The organism is Paracidovorax sp. MALMAid1276 (assembly GCF_049198005.1).
Taxonomy (GTDB): Bacteria; Pseudomonadota; Gammaproteobacteria; order Burkholderiales; family Burkholderiaceae_C; genus Acidovorax.
The window spans coordinates 1-22,453 of sequence record NZ_JBMIRS010000220.1 but is presented as its reverse complement, the minus strand read 5'-3'; the positions used below and the strand labels follow the sequence as shown (position 1 = coordinate 22,453).

General features: G+C 68.0%; 24 protein-coding genes and 2 tRNA genes. 13 read left to right on the top strand and 13 right to left on the bottom strand.

Going from position 1 to position 22,453, the window contains the following annotated elements; translation table 11 throughout:
• Positions 1-31 precede the first annotated feature (31 nt).
• Together ACOQFS_RS18205 and ACOQFS_RS18200 are read left to right on the top strand one after the other, a co-directional pair.
• A complete protein-coding gene (locus ACOQFS_RS18205) occupies positions 32-2,551 on the top strand; it encodes an ABC transporter permease (protein ID WP_421564240.1) in 2,520 nt (839 codons plus the stop codon).
• Between the two features lie 84 nt (positions 2,552-2,635).
• Positions 2,636-3,061, top strand: coding sequence for a group II truncated hemoglobin (locus tag ACOQFS_RS18200; RefSeq protein ID WP_421564239.1), 426 nt, complete (start codon positions 2,636-2,638; stop codon positions 3,059-3,061).
• Between the two features lie 27 nt (positions 3,062-3,088).
• On the opposite strand, the gene ACOQFS_RS18195 is transcribed toward ACOQFS_RS18200, so the two are convergent.
• Complete coding sequence (locus tag ACOQFS_RS18195; RefSeq protein WP_421564238.1) at positions 3,089-3,391, bottom strand: hypothetical protein; 303 nt, start codon at positions 3,389-3,391, stop codon at positions 3,089-3,091.
• A 274-nt stretch (positions 3,392-3,665) separates the two neighbouring features.
• Here ACOQFS_RS18195 and ACOQFS_RS18190 point away from each other — a divergent pair, with 274 nt between their 5' ends.
• From ACOQFS_RS18190 to ACOQFS_RS18180, 3 genes are read left to right on the top strand one after another with little or no spacing between them, the layout of a single operon-like run.
• Positions 3,666-4,265 (top strand): LemA family protein, encoded by a 600-nt coding sequence (locus ACOQFS_RS18190; RefSeq protein WP_421564237.1) that lies wholly within the window; start codon positions 3,666-3,668, stop codon positions 4,263-4,265.
• Positions 4,266-4,314: 49 nt separating this feature from the next.
• On the top strand, positions 4,315-5,406 hold the full coding sequence (locus ACOQFS_RS18185; RefSeq protein WP_421564236.1) for a M48 family metalloprotease: 1,092 nt from the start codon (positions 4,315-4,317) through the stop codon (positions 5,404-5,406).
• A 36-nt stretch (positions 5,407-5,442) separates the two neighbouring features.
• Positions 5,443-5,691 (top strand): DUF7661 family protein, encoded by a 249-nt coding sequence (locus ACOQFS_RS18180; protein WP_421564235.1) that lies wholly within the window; start codon positions 5,443-5,445, stop codon positions 5,689-5,691.
• A 105-nt stretch (positions 5,692-5,796) separates the two neighbouring features.
• On the opposite strand, the gene ACOQFS_RS18175 is transcribed toward ACOQFS_RS18180, so the two are convergent.
• From ACOQFS_RS18175 to radC, 3 genes are read right to left on the bottom strand one after another with little or no spacing between them, the layout of a single operon-like run.
• Positions 5,797-6,468, bottom strand: coding sequence for a Smr/MutS family protein (locus tag ACOQFS_RS18175; RefSeq protein ID WP_421564234.1), 672 nt, complete (start codon positions 6,466-6,468; stop codon positions 5,797-5,799).
• A 60-nt stretch (positions 6,469-6,528) separates the two neighbouring features.
• Entirely contained in the window at positions 6,529-7,722 is a 1,194-nt protein-coding gene (locus ACOQFS_RS18170) for an esterase-like activity of phytase family protein (protein WP_421564233.1), read from the bottom strand.
• A 30-nt stretch (positions 7,723-7,752) separates the two neighbouring features.
• Positions 7,753-8,466, bottom strand: a complete 714-nt coding sequence (gene radC, locus ACOQFS_RS18165; protein ID WP_421564232.1) for a RadC family protein — start codon at positions 8,464-8,466, stop codon at positions 7,753-7,755.
• Between the two features lie 91 nt (positions 8,467-8,557).
• Between radC and ACOQFS_RS18160 the strand changes: the two genes are divergently transcribed.
• Both ACOQFS_RS18160 and ispH read left to right on the top strand, forming a co-directional pair.
• Complete coding sequence (locus tag ACOQFS_RS18160) at positions 8,558-9,022, top strand: FKBP-type peptidyl-prolyl cis-trans isomerase (protein WP_421564231.1); 465 nt, start codon at positions 8,558-8,560, stop codon at positions 9,020-9,022.
• A complete protein-coding gene (ispH, locus tag ACOQFS_RS18155; protein ID WP_421564230.1) occupies positions 9,022-10,017 on the top strand; it encodes a 4-hydroxy-3-methylbut-2-enyl diphosphate reductase in 996 nt (331 codons plus the stop codon). The genes ACOQFS_RS18160 and ispH overlap by 1 nt, the downstream gene beginning before the upstream one ends.
• Before the next feature lie 83 nt (positions 10,018-10,100).
• On the opposite strand, the gene ACOQFS_RS18150 is transcribed toward ispH, so the two are convergent.
• Positions 10,101-10,835, bottom strand: a complete 735-nt coding sequence (locus ACOQFS_RS18150) for an HPP family protein (RefSeq protein ID WP_421564229.1) — start codon at positions 10,833-10,835, stop codon at positions 10,101-10,103.
• A gap of 149 nt (positions 10,836-10,984) precedes the next feature.
• Between ACOQFS_RS18150 and ACOQFS_RS18145 the strand changes: the two genes are divergently transcribed.
• The 4 genes from ACOQFS_RS18145 (at position 10,985) to ACOQFS_RS18130 (ending at position 14,038) form a co-directional block, all read left to right on the top strand.
• Positions 10,985-11,929 (top strand): threonine/serine dehydratase, encoded by a 945-nt coding sequence (locus ACOQFS_RS18145; protein ID WP_421564228.1) that lies wholly within the window; start codon positions 10,985-10,987, stop codon positions 11,927-11,929.
• Positions 11,930-11,962: 33 nt separating this feature from the next.
• On the top strand, positions 11,963-13,285 hold the full coding sequence (serS, locus tag ACOQFS_RS18140; protein ID WP_421564227.1) for a serine--tRNA ligase: 1,323 nt from the start codon (positions 11,963-11,965) through the stop codon (positions 13,283-13,285).
• A gap of 4 nt (positions 13,286-13,289) precedes the next feature.
• Positions 13,290-13,892 carry a hypothetical protein gene (locus ACOQFS_RS18135; protein WP_421564226.1) on the top strand — a complete coding sequence of 201 codons (603 nt, stop codon included), beginning with the start codon at positions 13,290-13,292 and terminating at the stop codon, positions 13,890-13,892.
• 61 nt (positions 13,893-13,953) lie between these two features.
• A tRNA-Ser gene (locus ACOQFS_RS18130) sits at positions 13,954-14,038 on the top strand.
• 304 nt (positions 14,039-14,342) lie between these two features.
• Here the strand turns inward: ACOQFS_RS18130 and ACOQFS_RS18125 are convergent.
• The 6 genes from ACOQFS_RS18125 to ACOQFS_RS18100 all read right to left on the bottom strand — a co-directional run bounded on the left by ACOQFS_RS18125 (position 14,343) and on the right by ACOQFS_RS18100 (position 18,086).
• On the bottom strand, positions 14,343-15,110 hold the full coding sequence (locus ACOQFS_RS18125) for an IPTL-CTERM sorting domain-containing protein (RefSeq protein ID WP_421564225.1): 768 nt from the start codon (positions 15,108-15,110) through the stop codon (positions 14,343-14,345).
• 28 nt (positions 15,111-15,138) lie between these two features.
• Positions 15,139-15,429: a hypothetical protein gene (locus ACOQFS_RS18120; protein ID WP_421564224.1), complete on the bottom strand. Its 291-nt coding sequence runs from the start codon at positions 15,427-15,429 to the stop codon at positions 15,139-15,141.
• 7 nt (positions 15,430-15,436) lie between these two features.
• The gene (locus ACOQFS_RS18115) at positions 15,437-16,180 is read right to left on the bottom strand and encodes a hypothetical protein (RefSeq protein ID WP_421564223.1); all 744 of its coding nucleotides are present in this window, start codon (positions 16,178-16,180) and stop codon (positions 15,437-15,439) included.
• A gap of 173 nt (positions 16,181-16,353) precedes the next feature.
• The gene (locus ACOQFS_RS18110) at positions 16,354-17,070 is read right to left on the bottom strand and encodes a tyrosine-type recombinase/integrase (protein ID WP_421564222.1); all 717 of its coding nucleotides are present in this window, start codon (positions 17,068-17,070) and stop codon (positions 16,354-16,356) included.
• 21 nt (positions 17,071-17,091) lie between these two features.
• Positions 17,092-17,691 (bottom strand): tyrosine-type recombinase/integrase, encoded by a 600-nt coding sequence (locus ACOQFS_RS18105; protein WP_421564221.1) that lies wholly within the window; start codon positions 17,689-17,691, stop codon positions 17,092-17,094.
• Complete coding sequence (locus ACOQFS_RS18100; protein ID WP_421564220.1) at positions 17,688-18,086, bottom strand: hypothetical protein; 399 nt, start codon at positions 18,084-18,086, stop codon at positions 17,688-17,690. The genes ACOQFS_RS18105 and ACOQFS_RS18100 overlap by 4 nt, the downstream gene beginning before the upstream one ends.
• A 440-nt stretch (positions 18,087-18,526) precedes the next feature.
• Here ACOQFS_RS18100 and ACOQFS_RS18095 point away from each other — a divergent pair.
• Positions 18,527-18,616: transfer RNA gene (locus ACOQFS_RS18095), tRNA-Ser, on the top strand.
• An 84-nt stretch (positions 18,617-18,700) separates the two neighbouring features.
• Here the strand turns inward: ACOQFS_RS18095 and ACOQFS_RS18090 are convergent.
• A complete protein-coding gene (locus ACOQFS_RS18090; RefSeq protein ID WP_421564219.1) occupies positions 18,701-19,762 on the bottom strand; it encodes a formylglycine-generating enzyme family protein in 1,062 nt (353 codons plus the stop codon).
• Positions 19,763-19,764: 2 nt separating this feature from the next.
• Positions 19,765-20,037, bottom strand: coding sequence for a hypothetical protein (locus ACOQFS_RS18085; RefSeq protein ID WP_421564218.1), 273 nt, complete (start codon positions 20,035-20,037; stop codon positions 19,765-19,767).
• A gap of 269 nt (positions 20,038-20,306) precedes the next feature.
• Here ACOQFS_RS18085 and ACOQFS_RS18080 point away from each other — a divergent pair, with 269 nt between their 5' ends.
• Positions 20,307-22,292, top strand: coding sequence for a CHASE2 domain-containing protein (locus ACOQFS_RS18080; RefSeq protein ID WP_421564217.1), 1,986 nt, complete (start codon positions 20,307-20,309; stop codon positions 22,290-22,292).
• Positions 22,293-22,453 lie beyond the last annotated feature (161 nt).

Here is a 22,453-nt window from a genome sequence, read left to right as displayed (position 1 = left end):
CGCCCGTTCACTTTGCGCTAAGGTCCGCGCCATGACACTGTCCTTTCTACGACTTGGCTGGCGCACGCTGCTGCGCGACCTGCGGGCGGGCGAGCTGCGGCTGCTCATCGTGGCGGTGACGCTGGCGGTGGCCGCGCTCACCTCGGTGGGCTTCTTTGCAGACCGGCTGCAGGGCGGGCTGCAGCGCGATGCGCTGCAGTTGCTGGGCGGTGACGCCGTGGTGGCCAGCGACAACCCCACGCCCGCGTCGTTTGTGGGCAAGGCGCGGGAGCTGGGCCTGCAGACGGTGACCACGCTGGGCTTTCCCACCATGGGCCGGGCCAGCGACGCGCAGGGCGGCGCCAGCAAGCTGGTGGCGCTCAAGAGCGTGCCGCCCGGCTACCCATTGCGCGGCAGCCTCACGGTGGCCGACGCACCGGGCGCGATGGATGCCCCCACGCGCGACATCCCCGAGCGGGGCGAAGTCTGGGTGGATGCGCCGCTGCTCGAATCGCTGAACCTGGCCATGGGCGACCTGCTGCTGCTGGGCGACGCCCAGCTGCGCATCGCGCGCATCATCGTGCTGGAGCCGGACCGGGGTGCGGGCTTCATGAGCTTTGCGCCCCGTGTCATGGTGAACGAGGCCGACCTGCCTTCCACGGGCCTGGTGCAGCCGGCCAGCCGGCTCACCTACCGCTTTGCCGTGGTCGGCCCGGCAGCGGCCGTGAAGGCCTTCACCACCTGGGCCACGGCCGAGCTGAAAAACCCCGAGGTGCACGGCGTGCGCCTGGAATCGCTGGAGAGCGGCCGCCCCGAAATGCGCCAGACGCTGGACCGCGCGCAGAAATTCCTGTCTCTCGTGGCGCTGCTGGCCGCGCTGCTCTCCGCCGTGGCCGTGGCCCTGGCCGCGCGCGGTTTTGCGGCCGACCACCTGGACGCCTCGGCCATGCTGCGCGTGCTGGGCCAAAGCCAGCGCACCATTGCCGGCGCCTACACCACCGAGTTCGCGCTGGTGGGCCTGTTTGCCAGCACCCTGGGCGTGGTGCTGGGCTACTTGGTGCACTACGTGTTTGTGCTGCTGCTGGCGGGGCTGGTCGAATCCTCCCTGCCCGCGGCCAGCCTGTGGCCCGTGGCGTTCGGGCTGGGCATGGGGCTCACGCTGCTGCTGGCCTTTGGCCTGCCGCCGGTGCTGCAACTGGCGCAGGTGCCGCCGCTGCGCGTCATCCGGCGCGATGTGGGCGGCCTCAAGCCCGTGTCGCTGGCCGTGCTGGGCGTGGGCATCGCGGGCTTTGCGGCCCTGCTGCTGGCCGTGAGCAGCGACGTGAAGCTGGGCCTCATCGCCGTGGGCGGCTTTGCAGGGGCCGTGGCGCTGTTTGCAGGTTTGTCATGGGTGGCGGTGAAGCTGCTGCGCAAAAGCGTGAACGAGGCCACCGCGCCGCGCTGGCTGGTGCTGGCCACGCGGCAAATCTCGGCGCGCCCCGCCTATGCCGTGGTGCAGGTCAGCAGCCTGGCCGTGGGCCTGCTGGCCCTGGTGCTGCTGGTGCTGCTGCGCACCGACCTCATCAGCAGCTGGCGAAACGCCACGCCGCCCGACGCACCCAACCGTTTCGTCATCAACGTGATGCCCGACCAGGCCGAGGCGTTTCAGCAAACGCTCAAGGACAGCGGCGTGGCCAAGTACGACTGGTACCCCATGATTCGCGGCCGCCTGATCTCTGTGAACGGCCGCACCGTGGGCCCCGACGACTACACCGACGACCGTGCCAAGCGCCTGGTGGACCGCGAGTTCAACCTGTCGAACGCCAGCGAGGCGCCGCCCCACAACCAGGTGGTGGCGGGCGCATGGACGCCGGGCGAGGAAGGGGCCATCAGCGTGGAGGAAGGCATTGCCGAAACGCTGGGCCTGAAGATGGGCGACCGCCTGCAGTTCGACATGGGCGGTGTGCAGAGCGAGGCACGCATCACCAGCCTGCGCAAGGTGGACTGGGGCTCCATGCGCGCCAACTTCTTCGTGATGTACCCCGTGGCCGAGGTGAAGGATGTGCCCGTGACCTATCTGGCCGCCTACCGCGCGCCCGAGGTGAATGGTTTCGACAACGCGCTGGTGCGCCAATTCCCCAACATCACCAACGTGGACATGGGCGCCACCATTGCCCAGGTGCAGCGGGTGCTGGAGCAGGTGATCCGCGCGGTGGAATTTCTGTTCGCCTTCACCCTCGCGGCGGGCCTGGTGGTGCTGTTTGCCGCCGTCACCGCCACGCGCGAAGAGCGCGCGCGCGAATACGCCATCATGCGCGCCGTGGGCGCCCGGGCCCGCCTGCTGGGCCAGGTGCAGCGGGCTGAGCTGGTGGGCGTCGGCCTGCTGGCAGGCTTTTTGGCCAGCGCGGTGGCGGTGGGCGTGGGCTGGGGCCTGGCGCGCTATGTGTTCGACTTTGCCTGGACGGCATCGCCCTGGGTGCCGCTGGCGGGTGCGGTGGCCGGTGCCGTGCTGGCCCTGGCGGCTGGTTGGTGGGGCCTGCGCGAGGTGCTGCTGCGCCCCGTGGTGGACACATTGCGCCGCGCGGCGGAGTGATGCGCCAGAGATTTGTTGTGTGTAGATGCTTTCAAATTGATAGCTGCCAGCGCCTGATGGATAAGCGCTGGAGCCCGTTTTGTCATGAATTCTGAAACCTCGAACCCCGAACACACCCACCCTGCCCGGGCCACCCCCCCCTTTGAATGGATCGGCGGCGAGGAACGCGTGCACGCGCTGGTCGAGCGCTTTTATGACCTGATGGACCTGGAGCCCGCCTACGCCGAGCTGCGCGCCGCGCACGGCAGCGACCTGGCCAGCGCCCGGCAAAAGCTGTTCTGGTTTCTGTGCGGCTGGCTGGGCGGGCCCGACCACTACCAAAGCCGCTTCGGCCACCCGCGCCTGCGCATGCGGCACATGCCGTTTTCCATCGGCATCCAGGAGCGCGACCAGTGGGTGGCCTGCATGGACCAGGCGATGGGCGAAACCGGTGTGCCCGAGGCGCTGCGCGTGCGCCTGAAGCAGAGCTTCATGGGCACGGCCGACTGGATGCGCAACCGGGGGGCCTGAGCGCCCCGGGGCGGGGCCTGCAGCCCGTCAGCCTGCAGCGGCCAGCCCGAACCGCGCCAGCAGGCCCGGGCCGTGCGTGTCGCCGTGCGTGCCGCTGTGCGTACCGTTGCGGCGCGGTGCGCTGCCGGCTTGCACCAGATCGTTTTCTTCCTCGGTGGCGCACACCCCGCGCTCCAGCCGCAGCGCGCGGTCGCGGTACATCTTGCCCAGGGCCGCGTGGTATTCGGCGGCGGTTTCATGCTCCAGCGCGGCACTGCGCGCGTCTTCCAGGCAGCGCTGGGCCCGGCGTTGGTGCATGGTGGACGCATCGAAGAATCGTTTCAGCAACATGGGGCCGCTCCGTGGGCGTGGATGGGGAAGGCCTGAGATTGCCGCCCCCGCACGGCGGCGGGCGTCGGACAGCGCGCCATCGCCTCGCAGGCAGCGGGCGGAGTATGGCCAGAGATTGCTTTAAAAAAGATAGCTGCAAAGCCTTATTCAGAAAGCGCTGGAACGGTATTTTTGGTTAAATCCCTGCGCGAAGAAAACTATCGGCCTGCTGCCGGAGCCCCCTCGCTAAGATGCGTTCATCCACAGATTCAACCAACAACACAGGAGGTAGGGCATGTCTGCAACCGCATGGATCGTTCTGGGGTTTGCCGTGGGCGTGTTGGTGTGGGCCATTGCGGTCTACAACCGGCTGGTGCAGTTGCGCAACCGCATCGCCAACGCCTTCGGCCAGATTGACGTGCAGCTCAAGCGGCGGCACGACCTGATTCCCAACCTGGTGGAGGTGGCCAAGGGCTATCTCGCGCACGAGGCCGCCACGCTCGAAGCGGTGATCAAGGCGCGGGGCCAGGCCGTGAATGCTGCGGGTGCTGCGCGGGCGGATCCTGCCAGTGCCAACGCGCTGGGCGCTCTGGCGGCGGCCGAAGGCGCACTGGGCGGCGCTTTGGGCCGGCTGATGGTGGTGGCCGAGGCGTACCCGGACCTCAAGGCCGACGCCACCATGCAGTCGCTGTCCGAAGAGCTGACCAGCACCGAGAACCGCGTGGGCTTTGCGCGCCAGGCCTACAACGACCAGGCGCTGGAGTTCAACGACCAGGCCGCGCAGTTCCCCGACCTCATCGTGGCGCGCCTGCTGGGCTTTCCCACCGTGCCCATGCTCGAATCCACGCGCAGCGAAGAAGAGCGCGCCGCGCCCCAGGTGCGGTTTTCTCCCTGAGGGCGGACCGCGTGAGCGATTCCGCTCGTCCGGGTAGAGAGACGACGCCATGAAATTTTGGGACCACCAGGCCGACGCGCGCAGCGAGACGCGCCGCCTGCTGCTGGGCTTTGCGATCTCGGTGGTGGTGCTGGTGGCGGCCGTGCACCTGGCGCTGGTGGTGGCCTGGTGGCTCATGGCCGTGCTGCTGCCGGTGCGGCTGCCGTTTCCGGCCGGGTTCCTGGCCGCCAACGTGGGTGTGTCGCTGCTGCTGGTGCTGGGCGGCTGGTGGGTGGAGACGTCCAACCTGCGCGCGGGCGGCGTCAAGCTGGCCAAGCGCGTGGGCGCGCGCGAGTTGCGGCCCTCGCTCTCGCACGCCGAGCAGCGGCTGTCCAACATCGTGGACGAGCTGTGCATCGCCGCCCACATGCCGCGCCCGCAGGTGATGGTCCTGCCCCGCACCGATGCCATCAACGCCTTTGCCGCCGGCTGGGACGAAAGCGACGCCGTGGTGGCCGTCACCCAGGGCGCGCTCGACTACCTGAACCGCGACGAAATGCAGGGCCTGGTCGCCCACGAGCTGAGCCACCTCCACGAGGGCGACACGCGCCTGAAGATGCGTCTGGCCGGCATGGTGTTCGGCCTGGAGCTGGTCTACAACTTTGGCGACACGGTGCGCGAGCGCCGGGGCCTGGCCTGGTGGTTTGGCTCGGCCATCATGGTGGCGGGCTTTGCGGGCTGGCTCACGGGGCGGCTGCTCAAGGCCGCCGTATCGCGCCAGCGCGAGCACCTGGCCGACGCCCGCGCCGTGCAATGGACGCGCAGCCGTGACGGCCTGGGCGGCGTGCTGCGCAAGGTGATGGGGCAGCGCCGGAGCACGCCACCGGGGTACGAGCAGCACAGCCACACCGGGCTGAATCACCCCTCGGTGCAGCACATGCTGCTGGTGGACGTGGAAGGCGTGGGCCGCCTGGAGCGCCGCCTGGACGCGCACCCGCCGCTGGAAGAGCGCGTGCGCCGCCTCTACGGCCGCATCATGCAGCCCATCCCGGTCGAGCGCGTGACCGCCACCCCCGAGCCCGCCTGGCGCCCCGCAGGCGCGGGCCAGCCTGCGGGTGCGACCATTGCCTCGCTGGTGGACCCGTTTGCGCGGCACCTGTAGCGGCGCATTCGACGAGCCCGTTCGGAGACCCGCCCGATGGACCCCATGGACCCCACGCCACCCTCTGCCGCGCACCCCCGTTTCAACGTCTTCGGCCGCATCGTCGAGGTGCGGCGCGAGGGCGCGCTGTGGCAGGCTTACCGCGTGGGTGCCGATGGCAAGCGCACGCCTGCGGGTTTTGTCATCCCCGATTTCGTGGCCGAGGACGAGCTGGCGCAGTTTCTGGAAGACCTGTTCCACGAAAGCGCATCGCCCCACAACGGGGACGTGCACCGCATGGCCTGAACGGGTCCGCGCGGCAAGCGGGATGTTTAGAGGATGCTTCTCTTTTTATAGCTGTCAGCGCTTGATGGATAAGCGCTGAGGGGCAATTTGGCTGATATTTTCTTTTCAGCCACCCCCCACCCGCCGGCGCCCCGGCTGCAGCAGCACCACCAGCGCGCCCGCGCCGCCGTCGGCCGGGCGGGCCTGCACAAAGGCCAGCACCTCCTTCTTCTGCACCAGCCAGCGCTGCACCCGGCCCTTGAGCACGGGCGTCTTGCCCGGTGAGCCCAGGCCCTTGCCGTGCACCACGCGCACGCAGCGCAGGCCCGTGCGGTGCGCCAGGCGGATGAAGTTGCCCAGCGCCTCGCGGGCTTCGTCGATGCGCAGGCCGTGCAGGTCCAGCTGGCGCTGGATGCTCCAGTGCCCCGCGCGCAGCTTGTGCGTCACGTCGCGGCCGATGCCGGGGCGGCGATAGCTGAGCTGGTCGTCCACGTCCAGCAGGGTGGACACATCAAATTCGTCGCTGATGGATTCGCGCAGCACGCGCTCTTCGTCCAGCCAGTGCTGCACGGGCAGGGGCTCAGGCGGCTCGGGCGTGTGCCAGCGGCGGTCGTGCTGGCCCTTCTTCAGGGCCTGCACCGGGCCCACCGTGGTCTGGAACAGGTTCTGCTCGGCGCGGGCGCGGCGCTCGGCCTCGGCGCGCTCCTGCTGCAGCTTCGCCTCGCGCGCGGCACGGTCGGCCAGCGCCTTGCGCAGGGCTTGCAGGTCTTGCAGCGATCGGGCCTGGAACGCGGTCATGGGAGGGACGGTTGTACCGCAACCCGGCGGGCGGGCCGCCGGATTGCGGGTTTGCCCAACTCAGCGGACCCGGTATTCCACCGCAATGAACTGCGTGGTCTGCGCGGGGTTGAAGTTGTCGTCGCTCACCAACACCAGCACGCGCCCGCCGCCGTCCGCCGCCGGCAGGCGCGGCCCCCAGGTCATGCCCTCGATGTTGTCCACGTGCGGCAGGCCCAGCTGGGTGAAATCGGCCACCAGCGTCTTGGCGGCGGGCGTGTGGTTGCCGGGGGTCAGCGCTGCCAGGCCCAGGGTGTCGCTGCCGCTGTCCAGCGCGATGCGGTACAGCCGCACCGAATTGCCCACGCCCAGGGTGTAGGCGCGCTCCAGCACCAGCAGGTGCTCGTCGCCATCGGCCAAGATCTCGCTCACGCCGTTGGTGGTGTAACCGCCGGGCATGGGGCTTTTGTGCGGCACGGGGTCGGGCGGGTAGGCGATCTGGCGCAGGGCGCGGCCGCTGTCCACGTCGATGGCGGTGATGCGCAACGGCGCGCCGCCGCTGGCGGGCGTGGCGCGCGGGCCGTCCTGCAGCCAGGGGCCTTCCATGGCCAGCCAGGCGGTGCGCCCGTCCGGCGACAGGGCCAGGCCCTCCAGCGTGGCGTTGTCGCGCGGGCCGGTGCGGGCTGCCGGGCGGGGCGCAAAGGCATCGGGCAGGGCGTAGTCGCGCAGCAGCGCCCCATCGGCCGCCCGCGTGGCGCGCAGCGCGGGGCCGAAGCCCCGGGCAAAGTCGCCCTCGCTGGTCCAGAGGAAGGTGGTGCCGCCCGGCAGCCACCGCACGGCCTCGGGGTCGGGCACGTCCACGCCCTCCACCGCCCGCCGGGCAGGCGCATAAGGCTGGCCGACGGCATGGCGCAGGCTGAACACGCCCGTGAATTCCGGCGTGGCCAGCGCGTGGGCCGTATAGCGGATGCGCGCGGTGTAGTAGCGCGCGGGGTCCAGCGCCGAGCGGTCGTCCGACAGCAGCAGGTACTGGCCGCTGCCCGGGTCGTAGTCGATGCCCGACAAGCCGCCCACGGTGGTGCCGCCGTACAGCCAACGGTGTTCCAGCGTGGCGTGCCCGATCAGGCGCAGGCAGGGCGGGGCGGAACAGGCGGGGGGTGCGGCCGGGAGCGCAGGCTGGGCGGCTGGCGCGGTGCAGGCGGGCAGCAGTGCTGCGCACGCGAGCAGCGCGGCGGCAAAAGGAAGGTGATACCGGGAGAGTGTGGGCAGGCGCATGGGCTGAAGCGGTGGAAGGGGCAGATGCACCTAGACCAGGCCTTTCTCGGCCATGGACAGCGCCTGCCCCGGCGCCACGATCACGTGGTCCAGCACGCGCACGTCCACCAGTGCCAGCGTGGTTTTCAGGGTCTGCGTCAGGGCTTCGTCGGCGCGGCTGGGCTGCACGCTGCCGCTCGGGTGGTTGTGCGCCAGCACCACGGCGGCGGCCTGGTGGTGCAGCGCGCGCAGCACCACCTCGCGGGGGTAGACGCTGGTCTGCGTGAGGGTGCCGCGAAACAGCTCTTCCATGGCGACCAGGCGGTTTTGCGCGTCCAGAAACAGCACGGCAAACACCTCGTGCCCCTTGGCCGACAGGTGCAGCTGCAGGTAGTGCTTGACGGCCTCGGGCGAGTCGAACACCTCGCGCTCGCGCAACTGCTGGGCCAGGGCGCGGCGGGCCAGCTCCAGCACGGCCACCAGCTCGGCGCGTTTGGCGGGGCCCAGGCCCTTGATGCGGGTGAGGTCGGCGGCGCTGGCGTGCAGCAGGCCGGCAATGCCGCCGAAGCCACCACTCACTTTGCCGCTGGCGGTGTCCAGCGCGGGCGGCGCAAGCAGCTCCTGCGCCATCTGCAGCACACCCTTGCCCACGATGCCGGTGCGCAGCAGGATGGCCAGCAGCTCGGCATCGGCCAGCGCGGCGGGGCCGCGGGCCAGCAGTTTTTCACGGGGCTGGGCGTCGGCGGGCAGGTCTTTGATGGCCATGGAAAAGGGAGGGAAGTGGTGCGCCGGCAGCGGAGGCGGGGGCAGGGCTTTGCCCGGTTTTCTACAATCGCGGGAGTTTATCGAGACTCCCATGACCTCTACCGCAGCCGCTTCGCCCACCGTTCAGCCGGGCTCCTTCCTCACCTTGCACTACCGCCTGGCGGGCCCCGCAGGCGATGTGATCAACACCTTCAGCGACAAGCCGGCCACCCTGTCCCTGGGCACGGGCGAGCTGTCGCCTGCCATGGAGCAGCGCCTGTTGGGCCTGGCCGAGGGCACGCGCACCACGTTCGAGCTGCCTGCGGGCGAGGCCTTTGGTGAGCGCAATCCCGACATGCAGCAGTGGGTGGCCCGCAAGCTGATGAACGAGCTGGGCGACCCGCACGAGAAATACAGCCCGGGCGACGTGGTGCAGTTCCCCACGCCCGACGGGCTGGGCAGCTATGCGGGCGCGGTGCTGCAGGTGCGCGAAGACGGCGCCGTGCTGTTCGACTTCAACCACCCGCTGGCGGGCCAGCCGGTGACGTTCGAGGTCGAACTCATCGGGGTGCTGTGATGCAGGGCCCCCAGGAGGTTCTGCTGGCCGAGCCGCGCGGCTTTTGCGCGGGGGTGGACCGCGCCATCGAGATCGTGGAGCGCGCCATCCAGAAGTTTGGCGCACCCATTTATGTGCGCCATGAGATCGTGCACAACACCTACGTGGTCAACGATCTCAAGGCCAAGGGCGCGATCTTCATCGAAGAGCTGGCCGACGTGCCGCCCGGCGCCACGCTGGTGTTCAGCGCCCATGGCGTGAGCAAGGCGGTGCAGCAAGAGGCCGAGGCGCGCGGCTTCAGCATTTTTGACGCCACCTGCCCGCTGGTGACCAAGGTGCATGTCGAGGTGGCCAAGCTTGCCAAGGAAGGCTACGAATTCATCATGATCGGCCACAAGGGCCACCCCGAGGTCGAGGGCACGATGGGCCAGCTGGACCACGGCATCCATCTGGTGGAGGATGTGGAAGACGTGGCCCGCGTGCAGCCCGCGCAGACCGCCAAGCTGGCGGTGGTCACGCAGACCACGCTGAGCGTGGATGACGCGGCCGAGATCAGCGCCGCCGTGCGCGCGCGCTTTCCGCAGGTGCGCGAACCCAAGCAGCAGGACATCTGCTACGCCACCCAGAACCGCCAGGACGCCGTGAAGCTGCTTGCCCCGCAGGTGGACCTGGTCATCGTGGTGGGCAGCCCCACCAGCTCCAACAGCAACCGCCTGCGCGAGCTGGCCGCCCGGCTGGGCACGCAGGCCCACATGGTCGATTCGGCCGAAGAGCTGCGCACCGAGTGGTTTGACGGCGTCACCCGCGTGGGCCTGACGGCCGGCGCCTCGGCCCCCGAGGTGCTGGTGCGCGCCGTCATCGACCGCATCAAGGCGCTGGGCGCCGTGTCGGTGCGCAAGATGGACGGCATCGAGGAAACCATCAAGTTCCCCCTGCCCAAGGGCTTGAAGATCGACGCGGCCACGGGGCTGGAAATTACCCAGCGTACGCCAGAGACCGGGCCCGCCGGGCGTTGAGCGCCGAGCAGGGTTTGCTCATGTTTTGATAGCTTCAAGCGCTTTGTGAATAAGCGCTGAAGCCTGTTTTCATCCATATTTTTTTACAGCGCAGCTGGCGGACCACTCCACAGGTCCAGCGGCGGGTCGGCCGCCACGGCGCGCAGGATGTCGGTGCGCGAGATGAAGCCCGACAGCACGCCGGCCTCGTCCGTCACGGGCAGGCCGGGCAGGCCCAGGCTCAGCAGCACGGCGGCCACGCGGCGCAGCTCGGTGTCGGCGGCCACGGCGGGCACGGGGCTCACCATCACTTCGGACACCGGGCGCCGGGCCAGGTCGATGGCCTGCTTGACGGCGCCGGGCTCGGGCAGCAGGTCCAGCGGCGCCATGTCGGCGCGCAGCAGCAGCCCGATCACGCGGCCCAGGTCGTCCACCACCGGGGCTTGCGCCACCTTGTGCTCGGCCAGGGTCTGCCAGGCGTCGTTCACGCGCGCACCGGGCTGCACGCTCACGGCCACCTGGGTCATCACATCGCTCACCTTGGTCAGCGGCTGGCGCGCGGCCTGCGGGCCGTGCTCGGTCTGCGCATAGGCGCTCACCGCGTCCTGCAGGCGCAGGTTCACCACGGCGGGCGGCGCACTGCGGGTGGTGGCGGCGTCGTCGTCGCCTGCCTCGGGGCCGCGCGGCCCGGGGAAGGGCGGAGGCGGCACGCCCGCCACGTCGAGCGAGCGGGTGCGCAGCGCCTGGGGCCGCTGCACATGGCGCACCGCCGAGATGCGGGCCAGGTTTTCGGGGCCGCCCCGGTACATCTGGCCCGAAGGGCCGAAGACAAAAAACATGCGTTGCTCCTGCAGATGCCGCCCGGCGGGCCGTGCGTGCTGTCCATGTTATCGGCACGCAGGCGCCGACCTGCAGGGCGGGCGTGTGACTGCATGTTGCGCCGGGCCCTACACTGCCCCTTGTTTTTTTGCCGCCACCGGAGCCCCGCATGATCGACCGCGCCGCCATTGCCGCCGCCCGCCGCCATATCCAAGACCGCCAGCCCCACTTTTTGCGCACCACGCCGCTGATGCGCGTGCCGGGCGCGGCGCTGGGGGTGGGCTGTGCGGAGGTCTGGCTCAAGCTGGAGCACCTGCAGGTGGGCGGCAGCTTCAAGGCGCGGGGCATGCTCTACCGCCTGCTGGCCAACCCGGTGCCCGACAGCGGCGTGATCATCGCCTCCGGCGGCAATGCCGGCATTGCCGTGGCGGCTGCGGCCCAGGCGCTGGGCGTGCGCTGCGAGGTGTTTGTGCCCGAGGTCTCGCCCGAGGCCAAGCGCGCGCGGCTGCGCGCGCTGGGGGCTGAGGTGGTGGTGACCGGCGCTGCGTATTCCCAGGCCTTCGTAGCCTGTGTCGAGCGCCAGAAGGCCACCGGCGCGCTGCAGGCCCATGCCTACGACCAGCCCGAGGTGGTGGCCGGCGCCGGCACCCTGGCCGCCGAGATCGATGAGCAAGGCGGCCGCCTGCCCGACACGCTGCTCGTCAGCGTGGGCGGCGGCGGCCTGATCGGCGGCGTGGCTGCGTGGGTAGAAAGCCGCGCCCACGTGGTGGCGCTGGAACCCGAGCGCGCCCCCACCCTGCACGCAGCCCGCGCTGCGGGCCAGCCGGTGGATGTGGAGGTGGGCGGCATTGCCGCAGATTCTCTGGGCGCCCGCCGCATCGGCGCCCTCGGCTGGGAGGTGAGCCAGCGCCACGTGCACGACGCCTTGCTGCTGCCCGACGACGCCATCCGCGCCGCCCAGCGCTGGCTATGGAAGGAGATGAAGCTCGCCGTCGAACCCGCCGCAGCCTTGGGTCTGGCGGCGCTGCAGACCGGGGTCTACAGGCCCCAGCCGCAGGAAACCGTGGCCCTCATCCTCTGCGGCGCCAATTTTGACCCGGCAAACCTGGCCTGAGCCCAGGTCGACCGCCCCTTTAAAATCCAGCCCATGCTTGACATCCTCCTCCTTCGCAAAGACCTCGACACCGCCATCGCGCGGCTGGAAACCCGCAAAAAGCCCCAGGCCTTCCTGGACGTCTCCGCTTTCCAGGCCCTGGAGTCCGAGCGCAAGACGCTGCAGACCCGCACCGAAGAGCTGCAAGCCCAGCGCAACCAGTTGTCCAAGCAGGTCGGCATGCTGATGAGCCGGGGCGACAAGGACGGCGCCGAAGCCGTCAAGGCCCAGGTGGCCGCGGGCAAGGTGGAGCTGGAACAATCCGCCGCCCGCCTGGAGCAGATCCAATCCGAGCTGCAGGCCATGCTGGTGGCCGTGCCCAACCTGCCGCATGAATCCGTGCCCGTGGGCAGCGACGAAAACGGCAACGTGGAAGTGCGCCGCTGGGGCACCCCCGCCACGTTCGACTTCGAGGTGAAGGACCACGTGGACGTGGGCACGCCGCTGGGCCTCGATTTCGACATGGGCGTCAAGCTCTCGGGCTCGCGCTTTACCGTCATGAAGGGCCCCATCGCCCGCCTGCACCGCGCCCTCGCCCAGTTCATGCTCGACGTGCAGACAGAGGAGCACGGCTACACCGAGTGCTACGTGCCCTATGCGGTCAACGCCGACTCTCTCAAGGGCACGGGGCAGCTGCCCAAGTTCGAAGGCGACCTGTTCGCCGCCAAGAAGGGCGGCCAGGACGGCGAGCCCGTGCCCGACAACGCGGCGCTGTACCTCATCCCCACCAGCGAAGTGCCGCTGACCAACTTTGTGCGCGACGTGGTGGTGGCCGAGGCGGAGCTGCCCATCAAGCTCACGGCCCACACGCCGTGCTTCCGCTCCGAGGCCGGCAGCTACGGCCGCGACACGCGCGGCATGATCCGCCAGCACCAGTTCGACAAGGTCGAGATGGTGCAGATCGTGCACCCCGACAAGAGCTACGACGCGCTGGAAGAAATGACCCGCCACGCCGAAGCCGTACTTCAGAAGCTGGGCCTGCCCTACCGCGTGATGAGCTTGTGCACCGGCGACATGGGCTTTGGTGCCGCCAAGACCTACGACCTGGAAGTGTGGCTGCCCGCCCAGAACACCTACCGCGAGATCAGCTCGGTGAGCAACTGCGAAGCCTTCCAGGCGCGCCGCCTGCAGGCCCGCTTCAAAAATGCCCAGGGCAAGAACGAGCTGCTGCACACGCTGAACGGTTCAGGCCTGGCCGTGGGCCGCACGCTGGTGGCCGTGCTGGAAAACTACCAGCGGGCGGACGGAACCGTCGAGGTTCCGGCCGTTCTGCGCCCCTATCTGGGCGGCGCGCAGTTCCTGGCCGGCTTGGAGTGATGCGATGAAGAGCAAGTGGACAACGTTGGGCGGTGCGGCCGTGCTGTGCGCAGCTTTTTCGCCAGAGATCTTCGCCCAGGCAGCCGTCGACTGCCCGATGCCGGGCAAGCCCGCGCCCGTCGCCCTGCAGAATCCGTCTTTTGACGCTGTGTCCGCCGGCCGTCCCCAACACTGGGTGGCCAAGGAGCACCGTGTCAGCGGGCACTACGAATTCACGGTGGATGCCGTGCAGCCCCGTAGTGCCCCAGGCAGTGCGCGCATCCGCCAGATCAAAGTCGAAGACTTCGGTGTGCTTGACCAAACCCTCGCGATCCAACCCTGCTGGCGCGGGCAGCGCGCCCGCCTGTCGGCCCATCTGCGCACTGAGGGCGCGGACGGCGTGGGCGCCGGACTGGTGATGCAGACCGTGAGCCCTGATGGGGGCATTCAGACCTGGAATCACATGAACGACGCGCGCGTGCGCGGCACTCAGCCCTGGAAGGCATACACCATCGAGCTGGCGATCCCCGAGAACGCTGAGCGGTTGCGGGTGGGCGTGATGCTGGAAGAGCAGGGCACGCTCTGGGCCGATGACATCAGCCTGGAGATCGTGCAGTCGGCGCGCTGACAGGGCGCATGGCGGCAGAGAGCACCAAAAACCTTGCTATAATCGCAGGCTTCGACACACAGGAGAGGTGGCAGAGTGGTCGAATGTACCTGACTCGAAATCAGGCGTAGTGGCAACACTACCGTGGGTTCGAATCCCACCCTCCACTGCAAGTATTAATATCAGACGGGCCCGAGTGGCCCGTTTTGCATTTCTACCCAGCGATTTACTTATCGTCTGGCTCCCTGCGCACAGTCATTTACCTCGTCCACGCCCTGGCCCACTCCTCGTGTGTCCTTGTACGTAGGTGCCATTGGCTCTTGTGTACCCACGCACTGTCACGTCGGTTCCTGCAGAGGAGGAGCCACCTCCATACCCCGCTGATCCCCTGTACGCATAGCTGCCACCACCGTAGCCCGATGAGAGGGACAATCCCGCTGCCTATCAGGATTGATTGATGACACGCCCTAATCAGTACTGGCGCTGAATACGCCCAAAGCCGAACATCGCCACCAGCGAGGCCAGCGCGATCAGGCTCCATTCTCCCAGCGTCGGGATCGGAGCGGGGGCAACGACTGCTGCTGCGCACAGGTCCACTTCAATGCTGAGGAGCACATCACCGGTGCACCCGGCGCCAGCGTTCACCCGGGTATCGTTTCCGGGCCCTCCATCCAAGGTGTCGGCGCCCGGGCCGCCATCCAGGGTGTCGTCGCCACCGCCGCCGTTCAGCGTGTCGTCGCCACCGCCGCCGTTCAGCGTGTCGACGCCTGCGCCCCCGGTCAGGGTGTCGTTGCCCGCACCGCCTGTCAGCGTGCTCCCCACGGCGGGGCCCAGCACCGTGTAGCTTTGGCCGGGGGTGTTGAAGTCAGAAAGAACCAGCTGCAGGCCGGGTGCGACCAGTTGCGAGCCGCCGACGTTGCTCAGGTCGATGGTGATGGCGGCACCGTAACCTGTGAAGTCGATGATGTCGGCGCCACCGCCTGCAAACAGTTGGACGGAAACGCCGGTGGCGCCAGCGTCGAAGATGAATCGATCATTTCCAACCCCGCCGACCACCGTGGTCCCTGAGGAGTTGCCCGAACAGCGAAACTGGTTGTAGCCTCCCACTACGCCTTCGAAAAGGCAGGCAGCGTGGACCGGCGCGATAGCCATTGCACCCAAAAACGCCAGGATCTTCCACCAGCGTGCGACCACCTTGCCGTCTTCCCAGGTCCCACGATTGAAGGTGAACTTGCTCATTTGCTCTCCAGTTGAGTGAGGGGGACGTCTATCGTATGCTGGCCCTGCACTGTTTTCGTGTGTCTGCATTCTTTATCGCGTAGCATCGATCCCGCGATCCTTTGATTTCCGCCAGACACTGGTTGCGGTTGTCACCATCCTTGATGCGGTAACAATTTCCAGGATCCCGCTTGACCTGCGCCAGACAGTACGCCCGCTTGTCCGCATCCTTGATCGCGTAGCACTCGGAGGTGCCCGCCATGGCCTCACCCATCCAGGCCGTGGCGATCATGCAGAGCGGCACGAGGAGGTAGCTTCTTGCTATGTTGCTGGTGGTCATGATGTCCTCATTCGCAGATGCTGTGGAACATGGCCTGCTCCTCGCCAGCGGTGCAGATGGTCAGTTGTTGCCCATCACGTTGCCAGCGGAATCTACACATAGCCAGCCCTGATCCGCTACAGGTCTGCATTTCCGGACGGCCATCGCATCGGGTGTCACCCTCCATGCATTGATCGGCATCTTTGGAGATCACCGGCTGCCAGCCATCACGCATGAGCACCACCCGCACCTGGGCGTAGGACTCATCGCGAGCGAATGGTGGGACAGGGCGGCGATGGGATGAGGACTGCGCCTGGGACTCACCCACCACAGGTGGCGCGGAGCGATTGTCCCCGTCAGATGATTTGCGAGAGATCATGAGTGGTGCGTGATCCTGTTTTGCCACGGTGTCGCCCGTGACCTTCTGCCATTGCCCCGCATACGCCCAATATTTCTGCCCCTGGTAGCTGACTTGCATGCGTTTGGGCTTGAGGGGTTCAGCATCCTTCGATGATTGCCATTCCATCGAGCCCGCCGTCACAGGATCACCATGCGTCACCTCACGGCATTGCCCGCGTGCGATCTTGCGCATTCTTTCTTGATAGGCGGCCCAGTTGTCGCGTTGCATGTAGCTGTCGCTGGTCATGATCCGTCCTAGGACTTCTGGTTGATGGCGGAATTTCTCCTGCAGGGCTTGGTTTGTCACGTCCTTGGCGCCGACGATGTCATCGAGTGACTGCTGTTGATGGCACAGTAGGGCAGGCTCCGTCATAGCAGGGCGCAGTTCCAGTTTTACATCCGGTATAAGTGGTGCGATGGGCGCCATCACCACGACAGCCAGCCCATACCACGCCAGCACTACCTTGGCCTTGCCTATGTGGCCCTGTCTCCATGTGGTCGATGATCACGCCTGGAGAGATTTCCATTTGGTGGCGAGATAGTTCTTCATTGCGTTGCTCCCTCTGTGTTGTTGTGCTGATCGGGTGTGTTGACCCGTGTTGATGGGAATGGGTCAGAGCTATGACCGTCGGTCATATTTCCTGCGCAGCGACCGAGTGCGTAGTCCGCCCAGTCCTGCATGAGCTGCTGCCGTTTGGCGAGGAGGTCGCCACGCCGATACGCGGCCTCCACCTTGTTGCCGACCGTGTGGGCCAGCGCCATTTCTGCGACCTCGTTGGGGTAGTCGGTTTGCTCGGCGCACCAGTCGCGGAACGTGGAGCGGAATCCATGGGGGACTGCCTCCAGCTTCAGGCGACGGAGTACCGCCGTGAGCGTCATGTCCGAGAGCGGGCTGCCCAGTTCGGGGTCGCGGCTGTTGGGGCTTGGGAATACATAGGCCTTGCCCGTGGTGCGTCCCGCTGCGAGAGCGAGCGCTTTCATTTCTTGCAGCAGTGCAATGGCTGCATCCGACAGGGGGACCCGATGGGCCTTACTGGCCTTCATACGTTCAGCGGGGATCGTCCACACCCGCCCAGCCAGATCGATTTCCTCCCAGGTGGCACCGCGAACTTCTCCGGAGCGGGCTGCCGTCAGGATCAGGAATAGCAGGGCCTTGGCCCCCATCCCATCCTGACCCACTAGTTGCTCCATGAATACTGGCAACTGCGCATAGGGCAGCGCCTGAAAATGCGTCGTCTTCGTCACCTTGCCCGGCGCAGGCAACAGCTTGTCCAGCAGTCCTTTTCAGCGCGCAGGATTGGAGTCCGTGCGGTAGCCCCGCGCAATCGCCCAGTCGATGACCGATTCGATGCGACCACGCAGGCGGGTGGCCGTTTCCGTCTTACTGGACCAGATCGGCTCCAGCACCTTGAGCACCATCGCCAGCGAGATATCCCGCACAGGCATCTTGCCCAGCACAGGGGTGGCGTACATGTCCAGCGACCGCTGCCACTGCTGTGCGTGCTTGGCGTTCTTCCAGCCCTTCTCATGTGAGGCGATATAGCGCTTGGCCGCTTCACCGAAGGTCATGCTGGTATGGATTTCCGCGACCAGACGGGCACGCGCTCTGCGTGCGTCTTCGATAGGGTCGATGCCCTGCGCCAACTTGGCACGGGCAGCGCGAGCCGCCTCCCGTGCATCCGCCAACGTGACGGACGGATACGAGCCCAGGCCCAGGTCACGCCGCTTGCCTGCCACCTGATAGCGCAGCACCCAGCTACGCGAGCCGTACATCGTGACATTGAGGATCAGGCCACGCACGCCGCCGACATGGTTGGTGCCACGGCGCCAGAGGGCTGCGACCTGGGCCGCGCCCAGTTCCTTGCGAGGTTCGCGGGGCATCATGGCTGCACCTCCGCTGATGCAGGACAGGGATAGCCAGGGGGCTCATAGATCAGTACCTGCCACTCGCACACCGAGGCATGAGAGAGGGCCTGGGCGGGGTCACCCCCATCCATGGCGATCAGCTCACTTTCGACGGCGCGAGTTCGGCCCTCGGAGAGCCATTCAGTCCAGGCGCGGTAGCGGGCGATCACCCCGGCGTCGCGCTGGTGGAGATAGACGACCTGCAGGGGCGCAGGCGGGTTGGGGGCGGGCAATGGAATTTCCTCCTTGACCGCCACTCTGGAGAATTTGGAGGGCTTGCGGGAAATTTCGATTTCATCGTCCCGGAACCCGCATGGATCAAGGCGATGCTCTCCTCTCCCCAAATTTATTGAGTTGGTTGCTATCAATTTCATATCAATGACTCCTATGTCATTGATTTTCAATAGCTTTTTTCAGAGGCGGAGAGGGGGTGTCCGGAGCAGCCATGCTGCCTTGAGGGACTAGGCAGGGGGCGAGTTTTCTTGCGACGCGAGACACGGAGACTCCCCGGCGATGGGGAGTATGGAGGGGGCAGCAGCGGGTAGAGCTACCCGCCATCTGTTCAGGCCAGTTCGTAGGGTTCCAGCGTCCAGGCGTAGTTGAGACGGCTGGCGTGCCGAGGATGACCTTTAGCAGGTGCTCTTGGATTCCTCGCTGCATACCTTACTGCGGGCAAGCCTTGATCGGGTGTACCCATCAGGCTACCCCTCACCCCGGATGAGCCTGTTGTGGGCTCGTTCCAGCTTGATCAGAGACCGCGCGCCGATTGCGGAGCGCCGGAAAATCTGGCTATAATCGAAGGCTTCGACACACAGGAGAGGTGGCAGAGTGGTCGAATGTACCTGACTCGAAATCAGGCGTAGTGGCAACACTACCGTGGGTTCGAATCCCACCCTCTCCGCCAAGTTTGAACGGGCCCTGCAATTTTTGCGAATTGCAGGGCTTTTGTTCGTGGGCCCCGGGATGGCTGTGGGGTGCTGCAGCGCGCTCAGCGTTTCACCGCGCCAGCGGATGGGCCTGCCTGTTTGGGGGGTGCCTGCGTGGCGGGTATCTCGCGCAGCAGCCGCATGCCCACCAGCGTGTAGCGGGTCTGCGGACTGTTCCAGTTGCGGTAGCCGCAGCGCGCGTAGAACGACCAGGTGTGCCAGGAGCCGCCTCGGCGCACGCGGACGCTGCCCTCGGGCGGGCCTTGCGGGTCCTGGCGGGGCGAGCGGGCGTAGTAGTCGTCGCCATGCCAGTCAGCCACCCATTCCCAGGCGTTGCCCAGCATGTCATGCAGGCCCCAGGCATTGGGCGCAAAGCGGCCCACGGGCGCTGTGAAGGCGTAGCCGTCGCTGCCCGCCAGCGCGTGCTGCCGCCAGCGCGGCCAGTGTTGCGCGGCGTCCCGGTCGAAGGTGTTGGCCACACGCACCAACCCCTCGGGGTCGTCGCCATGCGGGTAGCGGGTGCGGGTGCCCGCGCGGCAGGCGTATTCCCACTCGGCCTCGGTGGGCAGGCGGTATACATGCCCGTCGGTGCGGCTGAGCCAGCGGGCCATGGCCTGGGCGTCGTTCCAGGTCACGTTGACGACAGGGTGGTTGTCGTCCTGCGCAAAGCCGGGGTTGCGCCACGAATACCGGGGGTTGCGGCCCTCGAAGGCGTCGCCGCGCACGGTGGTGGCGGGGTCGTAGTCCGGGTTGTAGCCATAGGCGCCCGTGCCATCGGCCTCGGATTCCGGCACATGGCCCGAAGCCTCAAGAAACCGGCGGAACTGCCCAACGGTCACTTCGTGCTGGCCCAGATAGAACGCCCGGCGAATGCGCACTCGGTGGGCTGGGGCCTCGTCCGCAAGTTCGGCAAACCGCCGGGGTTCCAGCTGCGGATACGCCCGCGCCAGAACGTCCGCTGGCTCCAAGCCGCCCATCTGGAATGAGCCTGCAGGCACGCGCACGAAAACCATGCCGAGGCTGTTGGTCCAGGTGGCCGGCGGGGCCGCGTGCGCGATGGCGGCCCATGCGGACGCGGCCAGGCCTGCTGCGGCGGCGAGCGCGGTGGTTCGTCGAATTTCCATGCCTACGGCTGGTGGTCCTGCGATTCGCTGACGCATTCGAACACCATGCGCGAGGCGTCCTGGCGCAGCAGCTTGGGGAAGAGGGCGAGCTTCTGGCATTCGCGCGTGGCGGCCGCGCGGGCCTGGTAGGTGTCGGGGCCGTACACGGGCACGCTGAATGTCCGGTCGCGCCCCGATGCCATGGCGCCCGAGGGATGGTGCGGCGATGTGGCGTTGCAAGCGGCGAGCAGTGCCAGGGTGCCAAGCGTGGCAAGCGGTGTCATCAAACGGTTCATGAAATGCTCCTGCGCTGGAATGGTGGTGGTCCAGTTTACGCACCCCGCGGGCGCTGGTGCATGACGACGGCATGCACCAGATAGGTCTCCAGCGCACCGCCGGGTTCGCGAATCCGCGGGCAGAGCGCTGTCAGGGCGGCCCCGCTGGGCAGGGGCGGGCTGCGGCGATACAGTGCGTTACACGCAACCATGTTCAAGCCCCTGCATCACCGCGCCTTCTTCACGGTCGGCACGCTGGCTTGTGGCATGCATCCAAGGAGGCCCAGGGAGTGCAAGGCGCAGCACTGAAGGACACAAATGCCTGGCGGGAGGCAGCGCTGCGCGCGCTGGCCACGCTGGTGCTGCTGGCGGTGGCGCATTCGCTGCCCGTGTGGACGCCACTCCTGCGGCTGGAATACGACCTGCTCAGCAGCTTCACGGCACCCGTTCGGCCGGATGCCCGGGTGCTGGTGGTGGGGCTGGACGAGCCCAGCCTGGCCGCGCTGAATACGGCGCCGCCCGTGCCCCGGCGCCTGCATGCCCAGTTGATTGACGCGGCGGACGCTGCCGGTGCGGCGGCGCTGGGCATCGACATGCTGTTTGCATCCCCCCAAACGCAGGCCGACGACGCCGCCCTGGCCCGTGCGCTGCAAGGGCGCATGCCGGTGGTGCTGGCGCGCGCTGACGTGGTGGTGCAAAGCTCGCAGGTGGGCCACTATCTGCAGGCCGTGCCGAGCGTGTTTCCTAACGCCCGGCAGGGCAGCGTGGCGATGGCGGTGGACGATGACGGCGTGCTGCGCCGCGCGCCCCGGCAGGACGACGCACTGTGGCGCGTGCTGGCGCAGGCGGCCGGGCGCGCAGTGGTGCCGCCCCCGCCGGGCGCGCTGCTGCGCTACTACGCGCCCGAAGTACCGCTGCCCTATGCGCACTACACCCAGGCGCTCGACCCCGCAGGCACGCTGCCGCCCGGCGCGCTGCAGGGGCGCGTGCTGCTGCTCGGGCAAAACACGCCGGTGGCGGGGGTGGACCAGTTCGCCACGCCGCTGCGCGTGCTGGGCGGCGGCACGCAGTCCGGCGTGTTTGTGCATGCCACGGCGCTCATCAACGGCCTCACGGGTGACTGGGTGGTGCCCGCCCACCCTGCAGGCCCGCCGCTGCAGGCCGCCGCCGCTGTCGGGCTGGTGGCCGTGCTCACGCGGCGCTGGCGGGGCGGGCGTGCCGTGGTGCTGAGCCTGGCGCTGACCATGCTGGCCCTGCTGGGCGGGCTGTGGGCGTTTCTGGTGGGCATGTGGTGGAGCACCCTGCCCACGGTGGCGGGCCTGCTGCTGCACCTGAACCTGGGTGCCGCAGGCAGCTACCTGCGCGAACGCCGCCGCCGCGAGCAGCTGCGCAGCGACTTCGCGCGCTACCTGCCGCCGGCAGTGGTGGATGCGCTGGCCGCGCCCAACGCACCCGCACCCGCGCTGCAGGGCGAGCGCCGCGTACTCACGCTGCTGTTTTCCGATCTGGCCGGCTTCACCGTTGCCAGCGAGCGCCTGCCGCCCGAGGCCGTGGCCCAGGCGCTAAACGCCTACTTCTCGCGCATGACGCGTGCGGTGCATCAGCACGGCGGCACGCTGGACAAGTTCATCGGCGACGCCGTGATGGCGTTCTGGAATGCGCCCCTGCCCGAGCCCGCCCATGCCGCCCGCGCGCTGGCCTGCGCGCAGGCCATGCAGGCCGAGATGCAGGCGCTGCGCGCGCAGTGGCAGGGCACGCCCTTTGAGCAGGTGCAGCTGCGCATCGGCCTGCACACCGGCGAGGCTGCCGTGGGGCACCTCGGCTCGCACGAGCGCTTCACCTATACCGCCGTGGGCGACGCGGTGAACACCGCCGCCCGGCTGGAGGGGGCCAACAAGGTCTTCGGCACGGGCGTGCTGCTGTCGCAGGCCGTGCGCGACGCGCTGCCGCCCGATGCGCCAGAGCGCGCACAACTGCTGTGGCTCGACACCGTGGTGCTGGCGGGCCGCAGCAGCGGGCTGGCCGTGTACACGCCCTGCGACGATGCAGCGCTGGTGACCACCAGCCTGGCCTTGCACCAGCACCTGCTGGCCGGGCAATGGCCGCTTGCCCTGGCGCGCTGCGCCGACTGGCAGGCCCATGCCCGGCAGCTGGCGCCGCAGTGGCAGGCCCACGCCGACAACTTGCACGCGCGGGTGCAGGCGCTGGCCGAGGCGGCAGCACAGGCGCCCGCAGAACCTGTGGTGTTCGAAGCCCGCGCGCTCGACAAATCCTGACCCGATCGTTCGTAACGAAAGAAAGGCCCTGCCATGCCCTCGCATCGAAACTTCTGGTGGCCACCGTTAGGAGTCTGCGCGGCAGAAGGAGCATCGGCTGCAACGCACGATAAACCGGTCTCGCGCGGTACTACCGCCTGCGCCCAGGGGGCCACCCTGGG